Annotated in this window: 17 protein-coding genes; 15 read left to right on the forward strand and 2 right to left on the reverse strand. The window is 49.1% G+C overall.

From position 1 onward, the window contains the following. Nucleotides 1–134: 134 nt before the first annotated feature. From GA004_RS06400 to GA004_RS06470, 15 genes are all read left to right on the forward strand, one after another. Nucleotides 135–2,210 (forward strand): sulfatase-like hydrolase/transferase, encoded by a 2,076-nt coding sequence (locus GA004_RS06400; RefSeq protein WP_283396484.1) that lies wholly within the window; start codon nt 135–137, stop codon nt 2,208–2,210. Between the two features lie 48 nt (nt 2,211–2,258). Then, nucleotides 2,259–3,701, forward strand: coding sequence for a sulfatase (locus GA004_RS06405; protein ID WP_283396485.1), 1,443 nt, complete (start codon nt 2,259–2,261; stop codon nt 3,699–3,701). 519 nt (nt 3,702–4,220) lie between these two features. Next, the gene (gene lepA, locus GA004_RS06410; protein WP_283396486.1) at nt 4,221–6,017 is read left to right on the forward strand and encodes a translation elongation factor 4; all 1,797 of its coding nucleotides are present in this window, start codon (nt 4,221–4,223) and stop codon (nt 6,015–6,017) included. Nucleotides 6,018–6,166: 149 nt separating this feature from the next. Further along, a complete protein-coding gene (lepB, locus tag GA004_RS06415; RefSeq protein ID WP_283396487.1) occupies nt 6,167–7,504 on the forward strand; it encodes a signal peptidase I in 1,338 nt (445 codons plus the stop codon). A 329-nt stretch (nt 7,505–7,833) separates the two neighbouring features. Further along, nucleotides 7,834–8,493, forward strand: coding sequence for a c-type cytochrome (locus tag GA004_RS06420; RefSeq protein WP_283396488.1), 660 nt, complete (start codon nt 7,834–7,836; stop codon nt 8,491–8,493). A 35-nt stretch (nt 8,494–8,528) separates the two neighbouring features. Continuing rightward, a complete protein-coding gene (locus tag GA004_RS06425; RefSeq protein WP_283396489.1) occupies nt 8,529–8,666 on the forward strand; it encodes a hypothetical protein in 138 nt (45 codons plus the stop codon). A 60-nt stretch (nt 8,667–8,726) separates the two neighbouring features. Then, on the forward strand, nt 8,727–9,476 hold the full coding sequence (locus tag GA004_RS06430; RefSeq protein WP_283396490.1) for a cytochrome c oxidase subunit II: 750 nt from the start codon (nt 8,727–8,729) through the stop codon (nt 9,474–9,476). Beyond that, nucleotides 9,469–11,181, forward strand: a complete 1,713-nt coding sequence (locus GA004_RS06435; protein WP_283396491.1) for a cytochrome c oxidase subunit I — start codon at nt 9,469–9,471, stop codon at nt 11,179–11,181. The genes GA004_RS06430 and GA004_RS06435 overlap by 8 nt, the downstream gene beginning before the upstream one ends. A gap of 34 nt (nt 11,182–11,215) precedes the next feature. Continuing rightward, nucleotides 11,216–11,797 (forward strand): cytochrome c oxidase subunit 3, encoded by a 582-nt coding sequence (locus GA004_RS06440; RefSeq protein ID WP_283396492.1) that lies wholly within the window; start codon nt 11,216–11,218, stop codon nt 11,795–11,797. 19 nt (nt 11,798–11,816) lie between these two features. After that, on the forward strand, nt 11,817–12,248 hold the full coding sequence (locus tag GA004_RS06445; protein ID WP_283396493.1) for a cytochrome C oxidase subunit IV family protein: 432 nt from the start codon (nt 11,817–11,819) through the stop codon (nt 12,246–12,248). Nucleotides 12,249–12,296: 48 nt separating this feature from the next. After that, entirely contained in the window at nt 12,297–12,884 is a 588-nt protein-coding gene (locus GA004_RS06450; protein ID WP_283396494.1) for a cytochrome c oxidase subunit 3, read from the forward strand. Nucleotides 12,885–12,889: 5 nt separating this feature from the next. Next, nucleotides 12,890–13,090 carry a hypothetical protein gene (locus tag GA004_RS06455; protein ID WP_283396495.1) on the forward strand — a complete coding sequence of 67 codons (201 nt, stop codon included), beginning with the start codon at nt 12,890–12,892 and terminating at the stop codon, nt 13,088–13,090. Nucleotides 13,091–13,280: 190 nt separating this feature from the next. Then, on the forward strand, nt 13,281–14,441 hold the full coding sequence (locus tag GA004_RS06460; protein WP_283396496.1) for an efflux RND transporter periplasmic adaptor subunit: 1,161 nt from the start codon (nt 13,281–13,283) through the stop codon (nt 14,439–14,441). A 120-nt stretch (nt 14,442–14,561) separates the two neighbouring features. Next, the gene (locus GA004_RS06465) at nt 14,562–18,092 is read left to right on the forward strand and encodes an efflux RND transporter permease subunit (RefSeq protein WP_283396497.1); all 3,531 of its coding nucleotides are present in this window, start codon (nt 14,562–14,564) and stop codon (nt 18,090–18,092) included. Nucleotides 18,093–18,101: 9 nt separating this feature from the next. Next, complete coding sequence (locus tag GA004_RS06470) at nt 18,102–21,257, forward strand: efflux RND transporter permease subunit (protein WP_283396498.1); 3,156 nt, start codon at nt 18,102–18,104, stop codon at nt 21,255–21,257. Between the two features lie 27 nt (nt 21,258–21,284). Here the strand turns inward: GA004_RS06470 and GA004_RS06475 are convergent, their stop codons facing one another. Next, nucleotides 21,285–22,895: an aldehyde dehydrogenase (NADP(+)) gene (locus GA004_RS06475; RefSeq protein WP_283396499.1), complete on the reverse strand. Its 1,611-nt coding sequence runs from the start codon at nt 22,893–22,895 to the stop codon at nt 21,285–21,287. A gap of 115 nt (nt 22,896–23,010) precedes the next feature. Then, nucleotides 23,011–23,940, reverse strand: a complete 930-nt coding sequence (locus tag GA004_RS06480) for a U32 family peptidase (protein WP_283396500.1) — start codon at nt 23,938–23,940, stop codon at nt 23,011–23,013. Nucleotides 23,941–23,975: the final 35 nt, after the last annotated feature.

Consider the following 23,975-nt stretch of genomic DNA (forward strand, 5'->3'; position numbering starts at 1 on the left):
TTTCTGTCAAAACAATCGCAATCCAGGTTTCGCATTCTAAGCAGGGCTTTCAAGGGACTTCTGAATCATCAATGCGTCGATCGTTGACGCGTGGTTCAAGGAGTGCAGAGTATCTCTTTTTCAGTCTAAATCCTATGAAATCTGCTTCCCCTGTGTTTTCCCGAATGGGCTCTTTTTTCGGCCTATTGATCCTCTTTTTGGCTCTTGCTAGTTCCCTTGGAGCGAATCCGAGCGGATCTAAACCAAATATCATCCTAATTTTCACGGACGACATGGGTTATGGCGATATAGGTGTGTTGCACCAAAACCAGAGAACGGGGAAAAAACACGCCACGCCAAATCTGGACCAAATCGCTCGTGAAGGCATTCAACTGCGCCGACACTATTGCCCGGCACCCGTCTGTGCCCCATCCCGTGCCTCTCTCCTTCGTGGCTTGCATCAAGGGCACACGGAAGTTCGTAACAACGATTTTGACAAAGCCATTCCTGATAATCACACTTTGGGAACGGTGTTAAAGGAAGCAGGGTACCGGACGCTGCACGTGGGCAAGTATGGTTTGCCAGGTTTGGGTGAATCCAGGGATTCGTTCAAAAATCCCGACGAATGGCCTGCCTATCCTACCAAGCGAGGGTTTGACGAGTACTTGGGCTACGTTCGTCATGTTGATGGTCATGTTCACTACCCCAACAACGAATGGCCCATTGGGAATTCTGAATCGCATCGAACCGGAAAAGAGGTCTGGCACAACGAAAAGGAGATTTCTGCCCAGCTCGACAAGTGCTACACAACCGACCTCTTTACGGCCTATACTAAGAAGTGGGTTATGGAGCACGCGAAAGCCGCTCGCGATGAGCCTTTCTTCGTTTATCTCGCGTATGATACTCCTCATGCGGCGTTGCAGGTTCCTACCGAGGCCTTTCCGGAAGGAGGCGGCCTGAAGGGCGGATTACAGTGGCTGGGTGAACCCGGGAAAATGATCAATACAGCCACTGGTGAGATTGATTCCTGGATACATCCAGATTATCGCAATCCGAACTGGTCCAATGTAGAGCAGCGGTTTGCGACCATGGTTCGTAGGATCGATAGTGCAGTGGGAGATTTGGTGCAGCTGTTGAAGGATCTCGATATCGATGAGGAAACACTCATCGTGTTTACGAATGACAATGGTCCCCTGTCCGTGAGTTATATTCAAGGAAAGCCCTTTACCCCGATTCACTTTCAGTCCTATGGACCGTTCGATGGGGAAAAGCGTGACGTTTGGGAGGGAGGCATTCGCATGCCTGCTCTGGCTCGTTGGCCGGGAAAAATTACAGCAGGAAGTATCGACCACACCCCTTCGCAGTTTCATGATTGGATGACGACCTTTGCGGATCTTGCAGGTTTGCCGCTACCGGCCCTGTCTGACGGGGTGTCGCTCGTTCCAACGCTTACCGGGACAGGTGAGCAGGAGCCGGGTACTGTTTATGTTGAATATTTAAATGGCGGGAAGACGCCAAATTATCCTGATTTTGATCCGAGTCATCGGAATCGCACGCGGAAAGAAATGCAGGCGATTTTTCTAGAAGGCTACAAGGGGGTTCGCGTGGACATTCAACGCCACAGCGACGACTTTGAAATCTACGATGTGAAAACGGATTTGAAGGAAGTAAAAAATCTCGCTGGGACAAATGACTTTTTTGTGGGCCTGCAACAGCGCATGAAGGATCGTTCGCTGCAGCTGCGCCGACCCAACGGGGACAATCCTCGACCGTACGACGATGAATTCGTGCCCTCAGTCGAAGTAGCGGCGGTGCGACCGGGTGCGCGATGGGTGGCTTACGAAGGAGATTTTCCCTGGGCACCAAAGTTTTGGAACGTGACTCCCGGCTCTCTCGGAGGGTTGACCCAGATAAGAGGCGACGTGGGTCCGGAAAACGGTGCGGTCGTTTACACGGGTTACTTGGATGTGCCTCAGGATGGAGAGTATCGTTTCTCGCTTACGGCTGATTCAGGTGCGGTCTTCCGTATTCACGATGCAAACATTATTGATGCGGACTACGGCTATAATCAAGGTTCAGAGGTTTCAGCCCAGGTGAAGTTAGCCGCCGGTCTCCATCCCTTCCGAATAAATTATTTGAAGCAGTCGGGCAACAAGCCCCAACTTGACCTGAAATGGAGTGGTCCTTCGATCGAAGAGCAGACCATACCGGTCGAGCGTTTGTTTAATTGATTCCGATATAATTGTTTAGTTAATCCATGAATTGTAAACCAGTTCCTTATGAATAGATGTATCAAAATTATAGTTTCACTGAGTATCCTTGTATCCGTGGTGAACGCCGCATCAACGAAGCCGAACATTCTCTTCATCTTTCTAGACGATTTCGGATGGAAGGACACGAGTTATATGGGCTCGGATTTCTACGAGTCGCCTCACCTCGACCGAATAGCTGCTGACGGGATGGTCTTCACCAATGCTTACTCTGCATCCGCCAATTGCGCTCCTGCGAGAGCGAGCCTCTTGTCGGGACAGTACACCCCTCGGCACGAAATTTATAACGTTGGTACAGGACCCCGTGGAAATTCGAAGTACCGTCGTTTACAGCATGTATCCGGTGTGGATGTGCTGGATACGAACATTAGGACATGGGCCCATCAAATTCAGGCCTCCGGCTACAAAACCGCGTCGATGGGGAAATGGCACCTGAGTGGTGATCCTATTCCTTATGGTTTCGATATCAATATTGGTGGAACGCATTCGGGTTCTCCGCCCAAAGGCTATTACCCTCCGCATCCGAATATCCCTAGTTTGCAAGGATTGCCGGAGGATTCCTATTTAACGGACTACTTGAGCGATCAAGCCGATGCCTTCATTCGTGAAAACAAAGACCGGCCTTGGCTGCTGTATCTGACCCATTTCGCCGTGCATACTCCGCTTGATGCAAAGAAGGAGCTTGTGGCAAAATACGAGTCGAAGGAAAAAGGAAAGCTGCACGACCATGTCGCCATGGCGACGATGATTCAGTCGGTCGACGATGGGATCGGTAAAATTCAAGCGACCCTAGAAGAGATGGGAATTGCGGATGACACCATCGTTCTATTCTTTTCGGACAATGGCGGATATGGACCTGCGACAGACATGGATCCACTCAAAGGATACAAAGGGACCTACTACGAAGGAGGTATTCGAGTGCCCTTTTTTGTCAAGTGGCCGGGAGTCGTGAAGGCGGGGACCCGCAATGAAACTCCTATTACCGGAGTGGATGTCTATCCAACATTGTGTGAGATGGTCGGGGCCGATTTACCCACAGGCCAGGCCTTGGATGGGGTTAGCCTCGTCCCATTGTTTGGGGGTCAGAAAACGAATTTAAAAGAGCGTCCTCTCTACTGGCACTTTCCCGCCTACCTGCAATCCTATGCGGTGACCGATGAGCAACGGGACATCCTATTTCGGAGCCGACCGTGCAGCATCATCCGCATCGGTGACTGGAAGCTGCACCAGTATTTCGAAAGTGGAGACTTGGAATTGTACAACTTGAAGCGGGACATTGGCGAAAAACGTAACCTGGCCAAACGAAACCCAGAAAAAGCTAAAGAACTTCTGGCTCAGCTGGAAGCATGGAGGGCGGAAATCGGAGCTCCGGTGCCCACATCGCCTAATCCTGATTTTGATGCAAAAGTTGAGGCTGAGGCTCGAAGCGGAAAAATGAAAACGCGTTCGTGAATTTTATCCAATGTTCTGGACTAGCTCGGCGAGTCAATAGCGATTCAAAGTGGCTTCTCCTTTTACGATCACGGCCATATGTCTGTAGAAATTTCCTTGATTGTTGAGAATGTAGCCACGTTGTCCTGGGTTTTCCTGAAAAGCGATTTATAGGGCTGCTCTTAGGGTCTCCCAATTTACGGGAGCCTCTGGGCAAGGAACATGGCTCTGCGGATTTCGAGTGAATCTGAAGCAGGCATAAAGCTATGAAGTGATTGGAAATGTTAGTATGAGGCATTTCAGAATGGTTAGTCTGCAGAATGCGTGGAAAAATCAGTCCGCTGGACACTTGTCGCTACAATACTCCGATTGGATATCATTGTCGTCATCTATCCGACGTAGGAAGAAATGCTGGGCTCATTCCATCAGCCCCATGCTCGAGTCGGCAGAAGGGTTTGTACGTATTCCGACGCTTTATCTTAAAATTCCCACATCGCGGCTTGAAAGGGGGGAAAGGACCTACCAAGTTCTTCCGCTTTGATGAAAACGGACCATAAGCGAAATTTCAGCATCATAGCCCATGTCGACCATGGGAAGACGACTTTGTCGGACCGGTTGCTGGAGAATACGGCGACCGTTACCCAGCGAGTGTTGACCGAGCAGCATCTGGATTCGATGGATCTGGAGCGGGAGCGGGGAATCACGATCAAAAGCCATCCCGTGACAATGCACTACAAGGCGAAGAACGGGGAGCTGTATCAGCTAAACCTGATGGACACGCCTGGCCATGTCGACTTTTCCTACGAAGTGTCTCGGAGTCTGGCAGCCTGTGAAGGAGCGCTTCTCCTTATTGACGCGGCTCAAGGCGTTGAGGCCCAGACAGTTGCCAACGCGAACCTGGCGGTAGAGCAGGACCTGGTTATCATTCCAGTGATCAATAAAATTGACCTGCCCAGCGCTAATCTGGACCTGTGCTTGAAACAGCTGGAGGACCTGCTGGCAATCCCGGCGGAAGAAGCGATTCTAGCGAGTGCTAAGAACGGGATCGGAATCGAGGAAATTCTGGATGCAATCGCTCTTCGTATTCCGCCTCCAAGGTGGACAGATTGCGCGGAAACGAGGGTGGGAGTTTTCGACTCAGTTTACGATGCCTATCGAGGCGCGATCGTCTACATTAGGGCTTTCTCGGGAGAAATTAAGCGTGGCGACCAAATCGTCATGATGAGTGACAATACGCGAGCAGAGGTCAAAGAGGTGGGTGTATTCACACCTTCGATGCAGAAGTCGGAAACGTTGACTGCGGGCGATGTGGGGTACTTGGTTTGCAATATCAAGAACGTGGCGGAAATAAAGATTGGCGATACGATTACCCATTACCACAATCAGGCCAAGGAGATGCTGCCCGGCTATCAGGAAGTCCGGCCACTCGTGTTTTCGGGTATCTACCCGGTGGAGACATCGGACTTTGAAAAATTGAAAGCAGGAATGGGAAAGCTTCAGCTCAATGATGCCGCATTTAGTTTTCAGGCAGAAAGTTCCATGGCCCTTGGTTTTGGCTTTCGTTGCGGTTTTCTCGGTCTGTTGCATATGGAGATTATCCAGGAGCGAATACGACGGGAGTATGACGTCGATATCATATCAACGTATCCAAGTGTTATATACAAGGTAGAGAAGGTGAATGGTGAAGCAATCGAAGTTGATAATCCGATCAACTTGCCGGACCCTTCCGCGATTGAACGAATTTTGGAGCCAACGATCAAGGCGACCATCCACGTTCCGAACGACTCTATAGGTGACATCCTCAATCTAGTCATGGACAAACGAGGTGTTTGCGACCACACGGAGACACTCGACGAAACCCGTTTGATGTTGGTGTGCAATCTGCCGTTGAACGAGATTTTAGTCGATTTCAACGATCGCTTGAAGAGCATCACGCGTGGATACGGATCGATGGACTATGAGCTCGACGAGTATCGAGAGTCCAAGCTGGTCAAGATGGACATCATGGTGAATGGCGATCCGGTGGACGCTTTCTCGTCAATCGTACATCAGGACAAGGCACGGGAGAAGGGGAAGGTGCTTTGCGAAAAGCTGGCTGATATTATACCGATGCATCTATTCAAGATCGCGGTGCAGGCCGCAGTCGGCGGTAATATCATCGCTCGTGCCAATGTGCGGGCGATGCGTAAGGACGTTACGGCAAAATGCTATGGCGGGGATATAAGCCGAAAGCGAAAGCTTCTCGACAAGCAGAAGGAAGGTAAGCGGAAGATGAAGAATATTGGTAATGTCTCCATTCCGCCGGACGCCTTCATTAAGGTCTTGAAGAACGATTGAGAATATAGCCGAGGATCGTTAAAACCGGAGAACTGGGATCTCAACAGATTGCGAACGGTCGTTAAATTCCTTCCAAATGAGAATTTTAGACTTTCTATCGGACCAGATACCTTAGAGGCTGTTCTGCTAAACACTTTCAAACCCTTCCTATGTTCGGATTCCTCCAATCAGAAAACTCGAAACTTTGCGGTGCTGCCAAAAACTGGCTCTATCTCGGGCACAAGGTCTACAATTTTCGGAAAGACCAGCTCACCGATTCCGAGATTTCGGAACTGGGCAAAAGATTGGAGGAGCTGAGGGTACAGTTGAAGGCGAAGACCGCGGACGCGGGCAAACTCAAGCTTGCGATCGAAGGAGTGGAAGGGCACATGAAAAAGGTGGGGGGTGCCTTTTACCCGCAGTCGATGATTGGCGAAAATGTAGATTTCGCGCTCTACTTTCTGATCCTCTACCTGGGTTTCACGGCTTTCTTTATCAAGCCGTTCAAGATTCCAACAAACTCGATGTGGCCGACCTACAACGGAATGACGAGTGAGGTGTGGACGGAAGACAATCCTGCTCCGGGGGTAATCAGCCGGGCATTTAGACTGATCGCTCATGGAGCAATTCGCTACGAATTGAAAGCCCCGGCGGATGGGGAACTCCTAATACCGATTTCGACCCGGATTCGATCTAACAGCTTGTTGCCGGTCAATACGGTTAGCAAGCGGCACCATTTGATAATACCGGGTAAAGGCAATGGTTTCGCTTTTGAGATCGGAGGGAAGCCGCTTCTGCTGAAAACGCCGCAGGAATTCGATGTTTCCAGTGATATGCCTATGCTAAATGAGCAGGATCAGAACATATTGCTCAAGTCCTGGTTTCCGGAAGAGAGTTCGCTTCTCGAAGTCATCCAAAAGAAGATCAGCTCTGGAGAAACCGCTGGTAGGGGACAAAGAACGCTGGCCAATGGACTAGTGACGGACGTGATCCTCGTGAAGACGGGCCGGTTCTTTGAAAAAGGGGAAACGGTTTTGTCTTTCGATATTCACACCGGCGACCAGCTATTCGTGGATCGGATGAGCTACCATTTTGTCAGGCCGAAGGTTGGAGACGGATTCGTTTTCAAGACGAGTGAAGTCCCCGTGCTGACTCGGAGAGGCCGGGATAGTTATTATATCAAGCGACTGAGCGGGGTCCCAGGAAATGAACTCCAGATCGACAATGGCAAACTCCTTGTGAACGGGGAAGAGGCGCAGGGCTCGGTCGGTTTTGTAAAAAACAATTCAAAAGTGGCCCCTTACGATGGGTATTTCCACATTGGAAATTCTCTATTGAGACGAGGGGAGACAATCGAAGTACCTGAGGAGAGGTATGTGGCGCTGGGCGACAACAGTGCCCACAGCTCCGACAGCCGCGACTGGGGTTACGTGCCAGAGCCCGCCATTGTGGGTCGTCCGGTGCTGATTTTCTATCCGTTCACCAAGCGTTTTGGGCTGACAAAATAGCCTTGGATTTAGGGTACCTAGCCGCTTTTGATTGAGCGGAGTGACAGATCGATCTGGTTGGACGAGATTGGGAAGGATTTAACTGCCGTAATGAGTGTGGGCAATCTGGTAGATTTTACCTTGACACAGGGCGTGCCGCCCAAGGTATTAGGCGGTCTTATGATCGGTTATATTCCAAACAGAGAACAGCCGGGTTCCCCTTCCGAACGGGCTGGGAACCGTCCTCGAGTTCAAAGTCTTCCTTGTGGTGCGTATAAAAAGCTTTAATACATTCTTCAATTTGCAACTAATGCTATACAGGTATCCGGTATTTGCTAATAATCTTACCCATGAAATCGATCCGATTTGATGCGGGGTTTTATTCTTCAAAGTCAATCTTGGTAGCACTGTCGCTTCTCGCCGTCGCCGTCGTTAGCTCGACGCTGAAGGCTGACAAGCGAGGCGAGCAACTGTACCGGAATTGTACTATTTGCCATGGTCCCGACGGACAGGGAATTCCGTTGCAACTAGCGCCGGCTCTGACGGCTCTTTCTGAGAAGTATATTGTGGAACAGCTAAAAAAGTATAAGGCGGGAATACGTGGTGCTCATGCAGAGGACACTGCGGGTCTCAGAATGCTGCCGATGGCCCAGACGATGATTACGGAAGATGACATGCAAGCAGTCGCGAGCTACATCGTTTCGCTGGGGTCTTCTCCAGTTGAGCCGACTCTCGAAGGTGGAGACCCGGTCAAAGGACAGGCAACTTACGCGACTTGCCTCGCGTGCCATGGCCCTGACGGTAGAGGCAATGACCTCCTGAATGCACCGAGTCTTGTGAATCAGCACGATTGGTACCATCTAGCCCAGCTTAAGAAATTCAAGTCAGGTGTTCGCGGATCGAATCCGCAGGACATAACAGGGGCCCAGATGCGTCCGATGTCGATGCTCCTAGCAGATGAGCAGATGATGAAGGACGTAGTTGCCTACATCAAAACGCTTGGCAATTAGGCATTCGGTCCTTATCCGTGAAAAACTGAAATTTTATGAGCGATAGCGAAAACGAACTTGATCTAGAGGCGGAAGCCTATGCTTACTCTACCACTCGTAAGATGTTCTATTACACGGTTGCAGGAACCATTGGCTTTTCGGCGGTAATTATAACGCTGTGGTACGTTTTTTAAAAAGCCCGAATTGAAAACTTTCCTCCCTGTTTAGTCATGTTTGAATTTTTAGATAAATTTATGCCAGGAATCTTAGAGTCTTTGCTCCCTCGAGCATCGAGCTTCGCGGTAGAAATAGATGTCCTTTTCGACATCATCACGATTCTAGTGGGTTTCTGGTTTTTCTTGGTACTCGGGTATTTCTTCTACCTAATCTTTCGTTATCGCCAGCGGGATGGTCACAAGGCCGAGTACATTTCAGGTGAAACGCACAAGCAGAAGCAAGCCATAGAAATTCCGCATTATCTGATACTTGTGTGCGACGTGGCGATCATCATCCCGACCTTTCTCGTATGGTTTAATATAAAGATAGATGTTCCTCCGCCTGACGAAGAGGTACGAATTGTAGCGCAGCAGTGGGCGTGGACGTTCTACCATGCGGGCGAGGACAAGGTTTTAGGTACCGAGGATGATATTGTATCGGTGAATGAGCTTCACGTCAAAAATAACACCCAGTATTCTTACCATCTCGAATCGAAAGATGTGATGCACAGTTTTTCCGTTCCCGTTTTTCGATTGAAGCAGGACGCAATACCGGGCCGCGTTATCAGTGGACACTTTAAACCGATCTTGGAAGGTGAGTGGGATATCCAATGTGCGGAAATGTGCGGGGTAGCACATGGCATCATGGGGGCTAGAATATTTATTAAGTCAGAAGCCGAGCACAATGCGTGGCTAGCGGCGAATACGCCCGATTCCACTGGGGCAGGCACTCTAGCAAGCGCAAACCAAAATCCATCTCAAGAAAAGAAGGACCAAAACAATGGCTGAAGTCGTACACGTAGAGGTGGGTCATGGGGAGCACCATGATGACCACCACGAACTTTCCTTTTGGAGCAAATACATTTTCTCCACTGACCACAAGATAATCGGTTTCCAGTATTTGTTTACGGGAATGGCGATGGCTCTCATCGGAGGCTATTTCGCTTATGTCTTCCGTATGCAGTTAGCGTTTCCGGGTTCTTCGATTCCTTTTTGGGGGACATTGTCACCTGCGGCCTACAACAGCCTAGTAACAAATCATGGGACTATCATGATTTTCTGGGTGGCAATGCCGGTATTAATCGCGGCGATGGGGAATTTTCTGATTCCCCTGATGATAGGTTGCGATGATATGGTATTTCCGAGAATCAACCGGCTTTCTTACCAGATTTTCCTCCTAAGTGCGATTGTTCTCCTCGCTTCCTTTTTTGTTCCAGGTGGTGCATTTGGGGGAGCCTGGACGTCTTACGCGCCTCTGTCCGCGAAGGCCCAATACAACTCGACCCCTTTTGGGGCCCCCTTGTGGCTGATAGCGGTGACTCTCGAAATTGTGGCTTTCTTACTAGGGGGTATCAACTTTATTACAACGACGATGAATGCTCGGGCAAAGGGTATGAAAATGTTCGATATCCCAATGATAGTTTGGATGATCGTGATCGCCAGTATTCTGTTCATGTGCTCTGTAGGTCCATTGGTGGCAGGCGCTGTGATGCTACTTTTCGATCAGACTTTGGGGACTGCTTTTTTCGACGCAAACGCTGGGGGGGACCCCGTTCTCTGGCAGCATTTGTTCTGGTTTTTTGGTCACCCTGAAGTGTACGTCGTCCTTCTCCCTGCAATGGGTATTGTGGCTGAGGTGACTTGTACATTTGCTCGCAAGAAGCTCTTCTCTTACAAGCTGATTCTTTACAGCTCGATTGGACTGGGCATCCTAAGCTTTTTCGTCTGGGCGCACCATCAATTTATCTCTGGGGTGGATCCTAGGGCGACCTATCTTTTCACGACAACGACGCTGCTGATATCGATTCCTGTGGCGATTATGTTGTTCGCCTTTGTCGCGACTCTTTACGGAGGATCGATCCGGTTCACAACTGCAATGCTCTTTGCTCTAGCCTTCACAGGGGAGTTTCTCCTAGGAGGAGTTACGGGGATTTGGCTCGGATCTAGTGGAACAGATATCTATCTCCATGACACGTATTTTGTATTGGCCCACTTCCACTACACGTTTGTGCCTATCGCTATCATAGCTACGTTCGCGGCCATTTACTATTGGTTTCCGAAAATGTTCGGGCGAAAGATGAATGAGAGTTGGGGAAAAATCCATTTTTGGGGTACCATCATTGGTTTCAATGGAATCTTCATACCACTATTCATTTTAGGAGCAGGTGGACAGCACCGTCGCATATACAACTTCCAAAATTATCCCGATCTCGCTGGGGCCGACATGCAAGACATGCGGGTGTTTGCGACGATGTCACTCATCGTTATGTTGGTGTCCCAAATCCCGTTTTTGATAAACTTTATCGTAAGTATAAAGCGAGGCGAGAAGGCAGGCAGAAACCCATGGAAGGCGAATACGTTAGAGTGGGTCGCCCCATCGCCTCCACCTCATGGGAATTTCGGTCCGGTCTTGCCTGAGGTGTATCGTGGCCCATACGAGTTCTCAGTCGATGGTCGGGAAAAGGATTATTGGCCGCAGAACGAAAAGCCGTAGCCTGAGGCATCCTGAATCCAAAAAAAAGTTCAATATGGCTCACCAAATAGTAGCTACAAGTCGCAGTCGCACAGGAATCCCCACAGGTCGCTTAGCAGTTTGGTGGATAATCGGTTCGGAAATCGTTATTTTCGGCGGACTCATCGCTACCTACTTACTAAACCGCTTTAATCATGGACCATCATGGTCTGCAGAGGCGGCACACACGAACACCTTTATCGGAGCGGCGAACACCTTCTGGCTTTTGACTTCCAGCCTCTTTGTCGTGTTCGCGCACGCTGCGTCGGAGCGAAAAGATGCCAATAAGACGCGCATGTGGATCTGGCTAACTATCATGCTGGGCGGTTTCTTCATGGGTTTCAAATCCTACGAATACGCGACAGAAATTTTGCACGGCTACACAATCTTCACGAGCAACTTCTGGAGTTTTTATTACTTAGCAACAGGATTGCATGGTTTCCACGTGTTATGTGGAATGGTGATCATGGCGATTATAGCCGAAAACGACATCAAAAATGAGCGCAATTGGCACCGTGTGGAAAACATAGGACTGTATTGGCACTTCGTAGACATCGTTTGGATCTTCTTATTTCCGTTGATGTATATTGCAAAGTAATCAAAAAAAAAGCCGAAAAATGTCAGGACACAAGCATCCCAGTTACTTAAAGATCTACTTTACTCTGCTCATATTATTTATCATCAGTGTACTCGGTCCGGAAATGGCTCACGTTCTAGGCTTGGAAGGAGTTTCACGGGCACTTTTAGTATTGTCGACCGCCTTTGGTATCGCAATATGGAAAGCTTACTTGGTTTGTGCGTACTTCATGCACTTGAAAGTCGAGAAGATCTACGCTCCCTATATTCTACTGGCCTGCCTTTCATTGCTTTTCGTTTTCTTTTTCGGAACGGCAACCGATGCGATGTTCGCTAATGGACATAATTGGGTAAAGAAATACTCTGAGGACAAAGCGTTAGCAGAGGTAATCGCTCGAGATGAGCACCATGAAGATGATCACAGCCATAGCGAATCTCACAACGAATCGCACAGCGAAGAAAAGTCGCATTAATTGGCTTAAAACAGGATTCGTAAGTTAGCAGTTTCAGATATGAAAACGATGGAGCCAGCATATGGAGGACGTGAGGTCCCCAGGCCTAAGAGGGGATTGAACAGCAGTGCTCTCGGCATGCTGATGTTTATCGCCGCTGAGCTGATGTTTTTCGCCGCATTGATAAGCGCATTTCTAATTATAAGTGCTGCTGCTGAAGCCTGGCCACCGCCGGACCAGCCTCGACTTCCAATCGTCGCCTCTGCTTTAAATTCACTCGTCTTGTTTGCGAGCGGCTGGATGATTTTCAAGGCATACCGCTCCTTTAAAGCAGATCCTACAGGCGAGGTTGTCAGAAAGCAGGTCAAGTTTACGCTTTGGCTGGGTTTGGCTTTTGTTGGAATTCAAGGTATTGAGTGGATTCGACTCTTGAGTTTTGGACTGACGATGACCTCTAGCCAGTATGGAGCTTTTTTCTATCTTGTTATCGGCACGCACGCAATTCACGCAGTTGGGGCCTTGATCGGGCTATGGCGTCTGTCCGTCAAGCTGAACGCAGGGCAATTGACGGAAGATACCTTTCATGCGGTCCAGCTGTTTTGGTTCTTTGTCGTTGGTATTTGGCCCATCTTGTATGTACTTGTGTATCTCAGTTAGTAAGCATGGATCTTAGGCGACTCAGACTTGTTACTGGAATCTTACTTTGCTTAGCGGCAAAGAAAGCTGTGCATGCGTGTGCGGTTTGCTCGGTCACAAATGAAGCGTCGCGTTATGCCTACTATGGTACAACTGTGTTTTTGACGCTTCTGCCTCTTTTCATGATAGGTGGTGTGGTCTACTACATCGCTAAAAAGGGAAGATAGGGATAGCGGGGATATTATAGTGCCCATTTGGTTGGTTCAAAGGGAGTGAAGTTTTCCAACCCGCCACGAAGAGGGCTGAGATTACAGAACTAACTTTATCGCCTACCTAAAAATTTTCTTTCTCAACGTGTGCAAATGGAGTAAAAGATACTGTCCAGAGTTAGGTCACAATCAGTAACTTGTAACGAAAATGAAATCGTGGATTAGTACAGTACTGTTTTTAGCTTTATCGATTTCCTTTTGCGGGTGTTCGAAAAGTGGTGACCCAGGAAAAACGACCGCGTCCAACGAAGCGAAAGAGGAAAAGGGTAAGTCTGGTAAAGACGAAAGGCAGGAAAGAGCGGCTAGAATCCGCCCGGCTGTTCCGGTAAAGGTCTCCGAAGTGGAGGAAGGTATTATCACTTCATCCCTCGTTTTCGACTCAGTCCTTGAAACGGAGAGTTCGGTAGAAATATTTGCTGAAACTGCAGGTCTTATTCTCGAGGTGCATGTCGAGGAGGGCGATCGCGTTGTTGCTGGGCAAATTCTCGCACTCATGGAAAATGTGGAGGAGGGTGTAGATGCGGAGGAGGCGGAAGCCCGCTATGAGCACCAGAAAGCGAATTTTAAGCGTACGGAAGACCTGTACTGGCGTAAGCTCATCAACCAACAGGAATACGACAATGCGAAATTCGATCTCGAGCAAATGCGGCTGAGATTCGAGCGAGCTAAGATCCAATTGGAAAACACGATTGTACGTTCCACTGTGAGTGGCGTCGTAACTGAGCGCAATACCCAAGCAGGCCGGCGAGTCGCTACTAACCGAGCAATGTTTTCGATAATGAATTTGGACGAGCTATTCGCCAATGTGAACATTCCAGGACAGCACATGCTGAGTATCGAGCAAGGTCTTCAAGCCGTTATCGACTCGGATTTAATTGAAGGTGTCCGATATGACGCGTTTGTTAAATTGGTGAGTCCAATTGTTGACCCCGAAAGTGGGACGTTCAAAGCAAAAGTGGCAGTATCTAAACTGAACGGTATGCCCATCTACCCGGGGATGTTCGTAAATGTACGCGTAATTGTGGATACGAGTGATGACGCGGTTCTGATTCCAAAGGAGGCGATTGTACACGAAGGTGACCTAAAGTACATTTTCAAGGTCCAAAATGGAAAAGCCAAAAAGACTCTTCTTCAGGAAGGCTACTCCAATGTCGGTTTTATTCAGGCCACATCAGATATTGTTAAAGGAGACTTAGTAATCGTGATGGGTCAGAGTGCTCTCAAAGATGGAGCGAATGTCAAGATTGTGAAAGAAGCGGTAGCTGCCGAACAAGGCATAACTAATGCAAGCGATGCAGGCCAAGGCTGAGCCTGGATTTCACCGCAGTGAGACGTTGAATACGGTCAGGCCGAAACTGTTTCTGGTTTGCGAATCAGTGGAATTAGATGGCTTCGTCTGGTCTTTGAATCCTGAGGATAGGATCGTGTTGTGAAAAAAGTTTCCCATTTTGCAATAGCGACGCGCCGGCCGGTGTCTGTTTTAATGATCGTTCTCGCAGTTTGCGTCTTCGGGTACGTTTCGTATCGCAAGTTGGCTCTGACTTTGATGCCTGATATCTCGTACCCGACTCTGACGGTGCGTACCGAGTATCCGGGGACGGCTCCTCAGGAAGTGGAGACACAGGTTTCGCAACGCTTAGAGCAAGAACTGGGAATTATTCAAAAACTGAATTCGATCACCTCAATCTCCAAAGCCGACCAGTCGGATATTATCATGGAGTTCGCTTGGGGCGCGGACATGAGCGAGGCGACACAGTCCATTCGGGAAAAGCTGGACCGGGTGAGAATGCCGCGGGATGCGAAACGGCCGCTCATTCTCCGATACGATCCGACCTTGGACCCGATAATGCGGATAGGGATGACAGGTCCTTATCCCCTGGACGAGCTGCGGCTGTATGCGGAGGAAATTGTCCAGCGGGAATTGGAGGGAGAGGAAGGCCTAGCGGCGGTAAAGGTCATCGGAGGACTTGAGGAGGAATACCAAGTTCGCATCTACGAGGATAAGCTAGTTTCCTTGAATTTAGATATTCAGCAGGTGAATTCCCGCTTAGCGCAAAATAATGTCAATTTGCCCGGTGGGCGTCTGCAGGAAGGTAGAGTACGATACTCGATCCGCACTTTGAATGAGTTCAAGTCGATTGAGGAAATCGGATCGATCGTGATTGCTCGAAAAAACGAGGTCAACGTATTGCTCAGTGATATCGCTGACATTGAGCGGAGTCACAAGGAAATTCAAATCGAGACCAAAGTGAATGGCCGAGAGAGCGTTGAAATTGAGATCTACAAGGATGCCGACGCGAACATTGTCGAGGTAGCACAGCGAGTTCGAAACCGCATCTATGGGACACCCGAGCAGCGGGATTATGTTGCGGATCAGTTAGCTGAAAACGGTGGTCGGAGAAATCGTGCCGAGCGGAGTATGAATACAAGCGAGGAAAGGCGGTTGGCCGCACTCGCCGCTCGGGAAGAAAGAGCCATGACCAACTATGTCGAGTACACTTTGCCGGAAGGCTATTCCCTAGAGGTGCTTACCGACCAGTCTATCTTCATTAAACAGTCGATTGACGAGGTAAAGGGGAACGCAGTAATTGGCGGACTAATAGCGGTATTCGTTATTTTTCTATTTCTAAGAAACGTAGGGCATACCGCGATTATCGGGATTACTATTCCTGTCTCGATCGTCGCCACCTTCGCTCCGATGGAGCTTTCGGATGTGTCATTGAACATCATTTCACTGGGAGGATTGGCTCTTGGCGTCGGAATGCTGGTCGACAATTCGATCGTCGTGTTGGAGAGCATTTTTCGGTGCCGTGAGGAAGGAGACAGCTTTGTCGATTCCACAGTTCGAGGCGTGTCAGAAGTGGGAGGTGCGGTGACCGCCTCTACCTTGACGACAATCGCCGTATTCATGCCAATCGTTTTTGTGGAGGGAGTTGCCGGTCAGGTCTTTGGTGACATGTCATTGACCGTGGTCTTTTCGCTTCTAGCGTCTCTTGCAGTGTCTCTCTATTTTATACCCATGCTCGCGTCACGAAAATTTGGTGACGAAGGCGATCGGCCTGCTAGAAAGCTATCGGATGTCTTCAGTCTCGTTTTTTTGACTGATTCCTGGCAAAAGTTTACTGGGTCCATTCACAGTTATCATAAAGGTTTTAATACGGGTGGGTGGCTTTACCGAACCGTAGCGGGGCTAGCCTATCCTGTGGTGGCGCTGGTCCTGTTTACGTCTCTTCCTTTCCGAATTCTCATGTGCTTGCTGGGTAAGGTGGTTACCTTCCTCTTCATGGCGATACTGTTCGTCTTCGGGCTATTCGTATGGGTGGGTAAACAGCTCATCCGTGCCATAGGACCTTTCTTGAAAGTTTTCGATTTTGCTTTCGAAAGTATCCTCTCATTCTATCGGAACTTTTTGAATTGGGCGCTGAACAACAAGATTTTCGTTGCGAGCATCGCGTTCGTTTCTTTCGGCCTCACGATTGGATTTGTCTTTCCCCGGTTGGGAAGCGAACTGATACCTTCGGTTCACCAGGGTGAGTTTAATGTGAAGGTCAAACTTCCGGTGGGTACTCCGATTGAGGATACGATTGAAGTGATTCGATCAATTGAGGTGAGAGTTCTAGAAAGCGAATATGTAGCCCGTACTGCGGTTCTTGTGGGAACGGATGGCGGAGCTTCTAGTGGGTCGGATGAAGGGGAAAACACTGGGGTCATTACGACCGCTCTGATTGACGGTTCCAGCAAGCAGATGGAGGCAACGGTACTGGAGGATCTAAGGCAGTATGCTTCCAACATTCCCGACATAGAGATCGAGGTCAGCTATCCGGAGCTCTTTAGTATAAAGGCTCCCATAGAAGTAGAACTGTTTGGCCATGATCTAGAAGACATGAAAATCGCGAGCACCTTAGTTGTTGCGGCAATTCAGGCGATTCCAGGAATTGTTGATGTGCAATCGAGCGTACTAAAGGGAAATCCAGAAGTTCAGATTATTTATGATCGGCAGCGGCTCTCTCAATTGAATATTGATTTGAAAACGGTGGCCGAGCTCGTTCGAAACAAGATCCAGGGGCAAATTCCGACGGAGTTTCAAAAGCGAGACCGACAAGTCGACATCATGGTCCGACTGGAAGAGAATGACCGGATGGGATTGGACGAGTTGAGAAGCATCATCATAAACCCTCGGAGTGAAGTTCCTATACCACTGTCATCGATCGCCACTTTGAGAGTTAGAGAAGGGCCGAATGAAATACGACACTTGGATCAGCAACGCGGTGCGATCATTTCTGCAAATGTAAATGGGATCGATCTATCGGAAGCGTCGTTATTAATCGAGGACGCCTTGTTAAAGTTGGAACTGCCACCTGGGTTTGACTATGATGTGACGGGTCAGGCGGCTGAGATGAAGCACTCAATTGACAGCTTGATGTTCGCGCTAGCCTTGGCACTTTTCTTGGTTTACATTGTTATGGCTAGCAAATTCGAGTCGCTGATCCATCCATTGATTATTCTCTTTACGGTACCTCTCGCGATTATCGGGGTCGTTATCGTTCTCTTCCTCGGAGGATGGTCGCTCAATATCCTTGTATTCATCGGACTGATTATGCTCGCAGGCATCGTCGTGAACAACGCCATCGTACTGGTCGACTACATAAATAACTTACGTCGGGGTGGAATGGAAAAAATGGAGGCGGTGAAGACTGCTGCACAAGCGCGTTTCCGTCCTATCTTAATGACTACGATGACCACTGTCTTAGGACTTATCCCGATGGCGCTTGGGCTGGGGGAAGGTTCGGAGATTAGAGTGCCCTTGGCTATTACTGTGATTTCAGGCCTGACAACTTCAACATTCCTAACGCTTATTGTCATTCCTTCAGTCTACCTCTTGGTAGACTATAAAAAGATCGAAGTAGAGTCGGAAGAAATGGTGGAGGAATTAGAGAGAGAAGCGGCTCTGGGGGGTTAAAATCTTATCGTGGATAAGTCTAAATATAGTTTATTGCCATCGCTTTCGGTCAATCGGCCGATTACAGTTATGATGGGGTTGCTTACGATTCTAGTGCTTGGAGTGATTGCCTATACTCGGATCAAAGTGGAGCTTTTCCCAAGCGGAATGGAGGAGAAGCGTCTCTATGTTCGGGCGGACTATCCAGACTCTACTCCGTTGGATACGCTAGATAAGGTTGTTGAGCCAATGGAGGATATTCTGGGTACGGTTACAGGTATCGATCGAGTTCATACGCGTGCCTATTCAACCTCTGGAAGGGCTTACATCTACTTCCATAATAGCGTCAACATGGACGCCGCCTATGATGATATCAAGGACCGTATGGATCGCGTCTTAGTCGAGATGCCCGAGGAAGTGGAGCAGATCCGCGTATATAAGCACGACTCTGATGATGAGGAAATCCTTTTCGCGTCCATGACTTTGGGAGAAAACATCGACAATCCGGAGTTTTTTATAGAGCGCTATTTCGCTCCCGCCCTACAACGCATCGACGGAGTGGGGGAGGTGGATATTCATGGAGATAACCGACTGGAAATACGAATATCTTTGGACCAAGATAAATTACGGTCCCACAACATTGATGTCTTTGAGCTATCGAGACGATTGCGGAACCAGAACTTGAACCTAAGCGCCGGGCGGGTAGCGGAAGGGGGACAGGAATACATGGTTCGCTCAGTGGGACGGATCGAAGATCTGAGCTATCTTGAAAATTTTATCGTAGACAAAGAGAAAGGTGTTCGGCTGGCAGACTTGGGCGAGGTCTATATAAGCAAGCTGGAGAGTTCGGGGACCTGGCGATTGGAAGGAGGGCGCGCCTATGGCATTGAAATTAAGCGCTCTGGGGAGGCGAACATTGTGGATATTTGCGAACAGGTGAACAAGGTATTCAATCGTTTCACCGATTCCAAACGTTGGGAGGGAATTCAAATTCGCGTATTTAAGGATCAGGGAAAGCATATTATTCAGTCGATTGAAAATTTGAAAACGTCGGCAATCTGGGGAGGTATTTTTTCATTTATTGTTCTATTAGCATTTCTACGATCAATAAAGATCACTCTGACGATCACCCTTTCTATTCCTTTGTCACTTTTGTGTTCGGTGATCGTGTTGTACTTCATGGACTGGACTCTGAATATTCTCACAATGATGGGACTTCTAATCTCAGTTGGCCTTGTCGTTGACAACGCTATTGTCATGGTGGAGAACATACATTCAAAGCGAGAAAGTGGACTGAATCCGAAGGAGAGTGCCTTGATGGGGGCTAGTGAAATCTCGTTAGCGATCACCATGGCTACGTTGACAACCATGGCGGTGTTCATCCCGTTGCTATTGATGGATGCGGGGGGTGAAATCCGTTTCATTTTTTATCGTATTGGAATTCCGGTGATAGCCTCATTGAGTGCGTCATTGGGAATAGCCCTTTTGCTAATTCCTCTAGCGACTAAAACTTTTTCTCCGAAGCGCATAAAGTCCGTGAGTGGTAGAAAATCGGGTAAACTGAGCGGAATTTATGGGTCGCTTCTGAAGTATTCGTTAAACGACAAAGGACTAGCGATGCTTGTGATTATCATTCTAGTTGGAGGTTCCTTTTATCCGGTCTACGATCAGTGGATCGATCGTCGTGAAGGGAGTAGCAATGCGAGTGTGATTAGTATCAGTTTCAATCTTCCTGCTGGGGTGCAAAAGGAGCAGGTCGGTGAATGGGTGGAGTATGTAGAAGACTTCTTAGAGGAGAACCGAGGACAGTACGATTTCGAATCTTACTCCTCCTACCACAGCTATGCTTCGATGTATGTACGCATGAATATGAGGCAGGAGTCCTTGAACTGGTATCAGGTAGCGTTTCGCTGGGCTAGAGATCTTGTCGGAATGGGACAACCTACGCCTATGACTCGAGCAGACGTTATGCGCGATGTTGCGGAGCGGTTGGAGATGCCTCCAGGACTGATAATGCGCTATGGGTACAAAAGCAGGGGTTCAAGTGATCCAACACGATCGTTCTATTTGTATCTCTACGGAGATGATACTGAAACACTCTATGGCTTGAGTGAGGAGGTGGCTCGACGATTGGAGTCAATTCCAGAGCTAGTGGCGATCGATATGGATTTGGAGGAAAATATTCAGGAGCTGAATATCCAGTTAGATCGCGAACAGGCTCAAAAACTAGGAATAAGCACGAGAGATGTTTCCAATGGAATTTCTGCGACGATGCGGGGATCTTCTGTGGGTCGTTTCTACACAGAGGACGGGCAGGAAATCAATATCGAGGCTCGGTTAAGAGAAGAAGACCGTAAGTCGCTGGATGAGTTGAGTAGGATTAGTTTCCTCTCAAGTAGTGGAACGGAGGTTCCTTTAGAGTCAATTTCGTCGCTAAGTTTTCGGGATTCTACCTACTCCATAAGGCGCGACGATCGAAAAACATCCATGCGGATTAAAGCGATGATGGATACGGATGATCTTCGTGCCACCAACGCCAAAATCCACGCACTCATGGAAGGTTTTGAAATGCCAAGAGGCTATCGATGGGATCGAGGTAGTTCCTCATACCGGATTGATAAGGAGGCTCAGGATGTCAACTTTGCCTTGGCGATGATATTCATCTTCGTTCTGTTTCTCATGGGTATTCTCTTTGAGTCCTTTATCATGCCGATGGCGGTGATAGCTACTGTACCAATGGCAGGTGTAGGAGTCGTATGGATACTGATTGCGACGGGGACTGCCTTCGATCGTATGGCAAGTGTCGGAGCCATGATTCTGATGGGGATCGTAGTGAACAACGGAATCGTGCTCATAGATCTGGCTCAGAGGCTTATGAGGGAGGGACTTGCTCGAAACGAAGCGTTGCGGGAGGCCAGTCGCCGCCGCTTTCGACCCATATGGATCACTTCGCTCACCACGATAATTGGCATGATACCAATGGCCATTGGCGGGTCTAAGCTTATGGACATGTCGTATTCGCCCTTGGGGCGCGTGATTATTGGAGGTCTAATGGTATCAACTTTTTTAACGCTGATCGTGGTCCCGCTTTTTTACGCGTTACTCGATGACCTACGCAATTGGTTTACGATTACGGTCAAAGGGATTTTGAACCCTAGTCGGAAGATTGTGGAAGAAGCGAGCTAACGAGGTGACTCGAGTCCCAAGACGAGTCTATCGTTTTGGATTCTGTAAAGCTCCGTCTTCGAGCCGACTCACGCCAAGAGGATTTCCATCCTTGAGCTCTTGAGGAAGAAGAGATTGGGGACTGTCTTGATAGGCGATTAGACGGGTGAATCGGGTGATGGCATGCGTGCCGACAGAAGTGCTTCGTCCATCTGAAGTGGCAGGAAAAGGACCCCCATGAACCATGGAGTGGCAAACTTCGACCCCGGTGGGGAAGGAATTGTAGACAATCCGTCCCACTTTTCGCTCTAAAATCGAGACCACTTCGCTGTATTCAGAAATATCCTCGCCTGTGGCGTGCAGCGTTCCGGTCAGTTGTCCCACGAAATTCTCGAGTAGGCGTATCAATTCAGATTTGTCAGTCCAACGAACCAGGGTCGTTCCCGGACCAAAGATTTCATGGCTGAGAGATTCGTCGTTAAGGAAGGTTGATCCATTCACTTCGAAGACAGTCGTTGTCCCGAGACAAGCCCCATCAGATCCTTTCTCCGCGTTTGCGACATGGGTCGTTACACGACTATTGTTCTCAAGATGATTCACACCGTCGCAGTAGGCGTTACGGATGGTGGCATTGAGCATTACCTGCGGTGCGGTTTCCTTCATCTTATGGACGAAGTCTTCGATGAATGCGTCTCCTTCGGGGCTCTTTTTGATGAACACGATTCCAGGATTCGTACAGAACTGTCCGACTCCCATGGTTGCAGATACATGAAGCCCACTCGCGATAGTGCCAGCACGGATAGCGAGGGCCTGCGGTAGTAGTATTACGGGATTAACGCTACCCATTTCAGCATAGACGGGAATGGGTTCGCTGCGCTCGGAAGCAATTTTCATGAGAGCCGTTCCTCCGGCGGTCGATCCGGTAAAGCCCACAGCTTTGATCGCGGGATGAGACACAAGTGCAGATCCCACTGAGCGACCTCCACCAAAAAGAAGGCTAAAGACGCCGTCAGGCATTTCGGTTTGCTGAGCTGCTTTCTGAATAGCGCGAGCTACTAGCTCAGCTGTCCCTGAGTGCGAGGAATGGGCTTTAACGATGACGGGGCACCCTGCAGCCAAAGCGGAAGCGGTGTCGCCTCCCGCAGTGGAGAACGCTAGGGGAAAATTGCTTGCAGCAAAAACCACCACAGGGCCTACGGGTCGTTGCATAGACCGAATGTCGGGTTTGGGTAGCGGAGCCCGATCGGGGATAGCGGTATCGATTCGAGGCTGAGCCCATGAACCCTCCGCGGCAACATTAGCGAAAAGCCGGAGCTGGCCAGTGGTTCTTCCCGTTTCGCCCTTAATCCGAGCTTCTGGCAAACCGGTCTCCTGCACTGCTCTCTGAGTGAGGGTATCGCCGAGTGCTTCTATTTGGGAGGCAATTTCGTCGAGGAATTCGGCTCGTTGAGCGCCACTCTTCTTGGAATAGCTGAGAAAGGCGGTTTGGGCGAGAGCGGCCGCGGTTTCGACTTCAGCGCTCGTGGCGCCAACGAAAGGGGGCTCAATTTCGTTTCCAGTTGAAGGGTCGATGGCTTTTACCGATTCGGTGCCACCAGCGGCTTCGCTAAATCCGAGTATTGAGTTTCCTTTGATTTGAATCGCTTCGTCAACGGGCATGATTGTTGTGGTTTTTATGGGTGCAGTTGCAAATTGAAATTTGTATCTGAAAAGGACGGATAGTATTCAATCGGTTACGAAGATCCACTGAATTCCAGTTTTGAGGCAACAAAAGTTAGAGGACGGGAACTCCTAGATCCTCATGGTGGATACCCACTTTGGACATTATGGCATGGGGCATCTCGCGCTGGATGAGATCATAGACGAGTTTGCTCCGGCGTACCCGCTCTTGAGTCAAGTTGAGGGCTAGGGTCTCATGCTGTTTCCCATAGGGATAGATGTCGGTTGAATTTCGGAGCCCAAGCTTTACGTAGATTGGCGCGGAGAACTGTATCATATTGGGTGTCTCGAAGTGACGGACGTATCCCCCGAGCCCATCCGGCGCCTCTATGTACACGTCCAGCGGTACCTTGATTGCCTGTCTAATTGCACTGAGCTGGGCCGTGGAAAGATCGGTTGATACATTAATGGTGTTCGAACCAATCTCCTCGAGAAGCTTACATGAGGCTGGGTTGGCGGGTGCCAGAATTGCAGAGGACTTTACGATCAGGTTAGAAGGCAGATCGCCTTTGTTGCGCAACTGCTTGATGATTTGAATCAATCCCAAGTCTGCGATTAGAAAGGATCGGATTCCTAGGTCACAAGCCCGGAAGACATCGTCCAGGCTGAAACGAATCTGTTCCGCACCACGAACCTGCCATTGGATTAATTTGCCAACCGGTGCATTCCACAGTCCGCCCACATCGAAGTTGGCCCGTGGTGTTGTAAATAGGCAGACTTCGATATTCCGCTCTGCCCCGAGACTTGCGAACGCCTTGATTTGGGCGTCGCTTAGCATTTGAATGCCGCTTCCTTGGCTGATCCTGTGTACGGGGCATCCAATTCTATCGGCTTCGTCTAGCATGAGCTGAAACGCCTCAGGGGTTTCAGTACTGGGTATTTCAATACGGTATTGGGCACCATCGCTAAAAGACTGGAACGAAGCGACATTTGAATCACCGATTGGTAGGCCAAGACTCTTAAGGGCGTCGATCGACTTTTTCATGATGTATTATCGGATAGGGTGTCTGTATGGGCGAA

Origin of the sequence: Candidatus Pelagisphaera phototrophica (genome assembly GCF_014529625.1) — a bacterium.
GTDB lineage: Bacteria > Verrucomicrobiota > Verrucomicrobiia > Opitutales > Opitutaceae > Pelagisphaera > Pelagisphaera phototrophica.